At 64.4% G+C, this 5,524-nt stretch carries 7 protein-coding genes; 1 reads left to right on the top strand and 6 read right to left on the bottom strand.

What is annotated here, in order from left to right; all coding sequences use genetic code 11:
• Both WCE35_RS16890 and WCE35_RS16885 read right to left on the bottom strand, forming a co-directional pair.
• A partial coding sequence (locus WCE35_RS16890; RefSeq protein ID WP_424594471.1) for an MATE family efflux transporter occupies window positions 1-644 on the bottom strand: 644 nt, incomplete at its 3' end.
• Window positions 645-872: 228 nt separating this feature from the next.
• The gene (locus WCE35_RS16885; protein ID WP_424594470.1) at window positions 873-1,094 is read right to left on the bottom strand and encodes a DUF1127 domain-containing protein; all 222 of its coding nucleotides are present in this window, start codon (window positions 1,092-1,094) and stop codon (window positions 873-875) included.
• A gap of 128 nt (window positions 1,095-1,222) precedes the next feature.
• Between WCE35_RS16885 and WCE35_RS16880 the strand changes: the two genes are divergently transcribed.
• Window positions 1,223-2,137 carry a transcriptional regulator GcvA gene (locus tag WCE35_RS16880; RefSeq protein ID WP_424594469.1) on the top strand — a complete coding sequence of 305 codons (915 nt, stop codon included), beginning with the start codon at window positions 1,223-1,225 and terminating at the stop codon, window positions 2,135-2,137.
• Window positions 2,138-2,205: 68 nt separating this feature from the next.
• On the opposite strand, the gene WCE35_RS16875 is transcribed toward WCE35_RS16880, so the two are convergent.
• From WCE35_RS16875 to WCE35_RS16860, 4 genes are all read right to left on the bottom strand, one after another.
• Window positions 2,206-3,675 carry a serine/threonine protein kinase gene (locus WCE35_RS16875; protein WP_424594468.1) on the bottom strand — a complete coding sequence of 490 codons (1,470 nt, stop codon included), beginning with the start codon at window positions 3,673-3,675 and terminating at the stop codon, window positions 2,206-2,208.
• A 3-nt stretch (window positions 3,676-3,678) separates the two neighbouring features.
• Complete coding sequence (locus WCE35_RS16870; protein ID WP_424594472.1) at window positions 3,679-4,419, bottom strand: metallophosphoesterase family protein; 741 nt, start codon at window positions 4,417-4,419, stop codon at window positions 3,679-3,681.
• A gap of 158 nt (window positions 4,420-4,577) precedes the next feature.
• Window positions 4,578-5,174, bottom strand: coding sequence for a TetR family transcriptional regulator (locus WCE35_RS16865; RefSeq protein WP_424594467.1), 597 nt, complete (start codon window positions 5,172-5,174; stop codon window positions 4,578-4,580).
• Window positions 5,171-5,434: a hypothetical protein gene (locus tag WCE35_RS16860; RefSeq protein WP_424594466.1), complete on the bottom strand. Its 264-nt coding sequence runs from the start codon at window positions 5,432-5,434 to the stop codon at window positions 5,171-5,173. The genes WCE35_RS16865 and WCE35_RS16860 overlap by 4 nt, the downstream gene beginning before the upstream one ends.
• Between the last annotated feature and the right edge of the window lie 90 nt (window positions 5,435-5,524).

The following is a 5,524-nucleotide window of genomic DNA, read 5'->3' as shown; positions in this document are numbered from 1 at the left end:
CACCCGAAAATCAGCAATGGCGAGATGAGAACGTGCGCAACCACGCTGCCAACGATGACGCCCGCCGGCAGACCCATATTGCCGGTTCCCCGCACGACACTGCCGAGCAGATTCAGCATGCAGATGGATATTGCGCCGCCGAACGCCACGTTGGCGTAGGCCAGCGCGGACGACAATACGTCGCCATCCCCGCCCATCCATCGGAAGACGAATGGCGCGCCGCATAACAGCACTGTCGAGAACTCCGCCGCCAGGCCAAGCGCCAGAACAAAGGCGTGAAAGGCAAGCGCGTCGGCGACATCGCGCTTGCCGGCACCGAGCGCGCGCGCGATTGCGGATGAAACGCCGCCACCCATACCGCTCGCCCCCGTGTGCTGGATCAGCATCACAAATGGGAAGGCGAGCGATGCGCCAGCGAGCACGTCCGGGCCGAGACGGCCGAGAAACAGCCCGTCGAACGTGATCATGCCCGCAATCGCGAGAAGGTTAAGGACATTCGGCGCCGACAGCCGCAGCAGGGTCGGCAAAACCGGCCCTTCGAGCAGCAATCTGGTTCGCGCGGCCACGGCGCGGGGGGCGGCCAGACGGGTCGCGACGGTCGGCGAGAATAATGCAGGGGAATTGGCTATGCTTTGGTCGCTCATGGGCGCTCCTCCCCACAGGGGGCTGGAGCAGCACTTGAGACCGAAGCGTCCTCAAGAACCGGGCGGCTGCGTTAAGAGCCCGATGTGCATTTCGCTTTGCGAAGCCCGCTTACATGGCCCCAGGCCGGGGTGGCGCGCAACGCATCTTTTTTCCGCGGTCCATTAGAAATTTTCATGACTTCAACAGGGCCGGCCAAATCGGCGCTCCGGGTATCCAAGGAACGCAGCTCAGCGTCTCCAGAAGGGTTTACCGGCTTCCCGAAGGGCTTCTTCCCGCGAGATTCCAACATCTTTCAACTGCCGGTCGTCCAGCGAAACCAGTTCCTGGCGTCCTTGCCGGCGATCGAGCCAAATCGCTATGATATGGTCACAGGCCGACAGCAAGTTGCGGCCGGCGGCCGCACGGAAACCGGCGCGCCAGGGTTCCCGCATCGGATGCGTTTGCGACATTCTGGATGCTCCATCTTGAAAGCCCGGCTTCAGCGCAGCCGCGGAGCTGGACCGATAGAACCGGGAATGCCTTGCAAGCAAAGCATCTATTCTCTACCTTGCCTTAGATTTTCTCATGAGAGCAGGCGATGCCGCGCCATTTACCACCGCTCAACGCCCTCAAGGCTTTCGAGGCCGCGGCGCGGAGCGAGAGCTTCACGCGCGCGGCGGAAGAGCTCTGTGTTACCCAGGGAGCGGTCAGCCATCAGGTCAAGTTGCTGGAGGCGACGCTCGGCATCAAGCTCTTCAGCCGCGATCGCCAGCAGTTGGCGATCACCGAGGCCGGTCGCGAATACCTCAACGTGGTGCGCGACGCGCTCGACCGGATCGCTGCGGGCACCGATCGCCTGGTGCAGCGCCAAAACGCCGGCGTTCTGACCGTCAGCACCTCGCCGGATTTTGCCGCCAAATGGCTGGTGTACCGGCTCGGCCGGTTTGCCGAGGCGCATCCCGGCATCGATCTTCGGGTCTCGGCAACGATGCATCATGTCGACTTTGCCCGTGAGGATGTCGATGTTGCGGTCAGGCACGGCGATGGCAATTGGGGCGGGCTTGACGCCGTCCGGCTTTGCACCGAGCAGCTTTTTCCGGTCTGCAGCCCCAAGCTCATGTCCGGGCGTAACCGCATCGCCAAGCCGTCGGACTTGCTGAAATTTCCGCTGCTGCATCTGGACGACTGGAAGGCCTGGTCGAAATGGTTCGATGCCGCCGGGGTCGTTGATGCCGACATCCGGCATGGTACGGCGCTCAACCGCGCAAGCATGCTGATCGATGCCGCCATCGACGGCCAGGGTGTTGCGCTTGCGCGTACCACGCTTGCCGCCTGGGACCTCATCAACGGGCGCCTGGTCAGGCCGTTCAATCTGTCTCTGAAGCTGTCCAGGACCTACTGGGTCGTTTGTCCAAAGGCGACTTCGATGAAGCCGAAGATCAAGACGTTCCGCGATTGGCTGTTGGCAGAGGCCGCTGAAGACACGCGCCGCCTGAAAACACTGCATTTATAGCTGACGACAGCAAACCAGGGCCCATATCCGGGAAAGGGACGTGCGCCCGTCATATTTGATCGCGCGGTTCAGGGCCTCGCAGCCTGGACTTTCACCGCCTCCTCCACCTTGCCATCTTTGTCGCCCGGCTCACGCAGCGCCGCGGTTCGCGGCGGCCGCACCACGGTGACGCTGCAGACCGCTTCGGCCGCGACCTTCGCCGACACGCTGCCGAGCAGCGAACGCACCAGCGAGTTCTGACGCGCGCCGATGATAATATGATCGACATGATTGACCGCGGCGAATTCCAGGATCGCCGCCGCGGGATCGATCGCCTCCAGCACATGCACCGTGAGCCGGCTCTGATCGAGTTGCAGCGCCGAGGCCCAATGCTGGAGCGCGACCAGCCGGTCGATGTGCTTGTTGTGGCCTTGCTCGTCCAGCGTCCGGTCGATGGTGACGCGGCCGAGCTTCAGCACATTCAGGCATGCCAGCCTTGCCGACGGCAGCGTCGCCAGGATTCGTTGCGCGGTCACGCGCAGGGCCTCGTTCAGCGTCTCCGATCCCTCCCCGATATCGAGAGCCACGGCCACGATTGGACATGAGGCCAGTTGCGCCGCAAGATCGACTTTGGGCTTCGGCTCGGTCAGGCCGCGGTCGAAGCGGCGCCGCCAGACCGTGCTGAGCGGATCGCGCCTCATGCGCTCTGATCGCGCCGTCAGCTTGACCTGGTCGGGATGGCCGAGGTCGAAGGCCAGTTGCGACGCCGTCGGATAGCGCCAGGCCGGCTCGATCTCGAGGCACCGCAGCACGATCTCCTGGAGCCAGGGCGGATAATCGCCCCTGAGTTTGCGCGGCGGATGCGGATCGCGCCACAGCCGCCGGCGCATGCCGCGCAGGGTTTCGGTCTCGCCGAACGGCCGCGCCCCGGTGGTGAAGAAGTACAGCAGCACGCCCAGCGAAAACAGATCGCTGCGCGGGTCGTCCCGCACCCCGAGCAGGCGCTCGGGCGCCATGTAGGGCGCGGTGCCGTAGGGCAAACGAAACTCTTCCTGCAGCAGATCGGGCAACTGATTGTGATGCGACAATCCAAAATCGATCAACACCGCCTCGCCGCTTTCACGAAACATGATGCTGCTCGGCTTGATGTCGTGATGAATGACGTTCTGCCGGTGCAGATCGGCGAGGGCGGAGGCGATTTTTCCCGCGACCACCCTCGCCTCTTCGTAAGCGAGCGGTAGCTCGCCGAGCCGGCTGTAAAGCGTCTTGCCGGGAATCCGCTCGATCACGACATAGGCCTGCCTTTCGAAATCGCCGGTGCCGAAACAGGTCGGCACATGGGGTCCCGACAGCCGCGGCAGGATCATCTGCTCCATTTCGAAGCTGACGATGGCGGCGGGATCCTCGCCTTCGGCAACCAGGGGAACCTTCATCAAGAGCGGCGCCGTGATGCCGGGATGGGTGACGCTCCACAGCGTCGCCATGCCGCCGTGATGCACGCACTCGCCGATCACGAACCCATCGATATCAGCGCTCCGTGCTAGGGAAGGCCTGGTCATCGCTCACCTCCCGACCAGCAGGCGATCGGCCAGCCATGACGGCAGGCCGTTTCCGCGGATTCGATTTGCCGCCGTCTCGACGTCGTAGGGTACGCGGCAATAGGTGATTTCCCGCGCCTCGGTGTCGAACATCGCAAACGAGGCCGCCGGATTGCCGTCCCGCGGCTGCCCCACCGAGCCGAGAACGGCGAGCCAGCGCCGGCCCGGCAGCAATGGCACGGGCACGCCCGAGGTCGGGACAAAGCCCGTCATCTTCGCAGCCGATGACATCGAATAAAGCGCCGGCCGGTGAATGTGGCCGCAGAACGTGATCTGGGCCGCGCTCGCCATGATGCTGCGCGCGGCATCCAAAGCGTTCCGGACGTAGCGCCATGTCGAAGGACTGCTCGCCTCGGAATGGACGTAGAGGCGATCGTCCTCCTGCCGCGTCAGCGGCAATTCGGCCAAAAAACGCCGCTCCGCGACGCCAAGCCGGCCGCGCGTCCATTCGATCGCGGCCTGGGCTTCGGCATTCATGGATTCCGTCATGGTGCCGACCGCGCTGTCGTGGTTGCCGCGCACCGCCATCGCCCCGCTCTCGGCGAGGTCCATCACTGTCTCGACCGCCCATTCAGGATCGGCGCCATATCCAACGTAGTCGCCAAGGCAGATCAATTTTTCCGCGCCGCGCGCCCGCGCCGACGCGAGGCAGGCGCCAAAGGCCTGCCGGTTGGCGTGGACATCGGCAAACAGCGCCAGCAGCACTTTCTCCTCCCGCATCATCGGTATCGGACCGGCTGAGCCCGGATTTGACCGATATCAAACAACAGGCGTCCGTGAGCCCGCAACTGGTCCAGGGTGAGGATCGCGAAAGGGGATTTGAGGCTTGTCGGGTGGTTCGGCGGCGAGCGCTTAAAGATACTTCAGCGCTTGCGCGGGGCTTCGAGGCCCCTGAGCAGCAACGCCAGCATGAAGTCGATCCGCCCGGCAAGCTCGGGATCGCGCCACTCGTCGGAATGCGCGGGATGATGGAAGCGGCTGGTGGCGTCGAACAGCGCCCGCGCCGAGGCTCCTGGATCGGCAACCTGGAACACGCCCTGCTTCACGCCGTCGGACAGGATTTGCGCGATCTGATCGACGAGACCTTGCCGGTGCGCCCTTACCGCCTCGCACGCCTCCTGCGCCAGCGTCAGATAGGTCGCGAACATCTCGGGGTCGTCGCTCAGCTTCTTGTGCTTGATCGAAAACATCGTGCGCAGCCAGCGCTCCAGCCTGGCCGGCGCCGGCCCCGAGGCCTCCGCGATCTTCTGCAGCGGCGCGTTGACGCGGTCGAGCCAGCGCTTCGCCACCGCCTGGCGCAGCGAAGCCTTGCTCGGGAAATGCCGGTAGACGCTGCCGTGGCTGACATCGAGCGCGCGGGCGACATCGACGACCGTCGCCTTGGCCAGCCCGAAACGGCGCAACACGTCCTCGGTAACCTCGAGGATTCGCTCAGGGGTCAGAACCACGGCCTCGTTCATGCGCGCACCGTTTGCCGGGTGGAATGGCGCTCGCCCGCCGCGATATCGTGAATGCAATCCGGCGTCCCCCGGCAGCCCGCGCCGGCTGCCGAAATCCCCGGTCGCTCGATACCACGCGCCGTCAACGCCGTCGGGCCGGCCATCCCGATCGCTCCCTTGGTCGGATCAAATCTCGCAGCCTGAACCTCCAAATGGCGGGCGACCCGCGCGTTGAGCCAGCGATTGAGTTGTGCGGTCAGATAAAACACTTCAATTGTCATCGAGACTGTCCTCTGCAAGTCCGGGGCTCAACGGTCGTTGGGGCCAGGGAGCCGGGGTGACGCCGCAGCATGCATAAGCGAGTATATAGT

Source organism: Bradyrhizobium sp., assembly GCF_049691595.1.
Lineage (GTDB): Bacteria > Pseudomonadota > Alphaproteobacteria > Rhizobiales > Xanthobacteraceae > Bradyrhizobium.
This window is presented reverse-complemented; position numbering and strand designations above follow the sequence as displayed.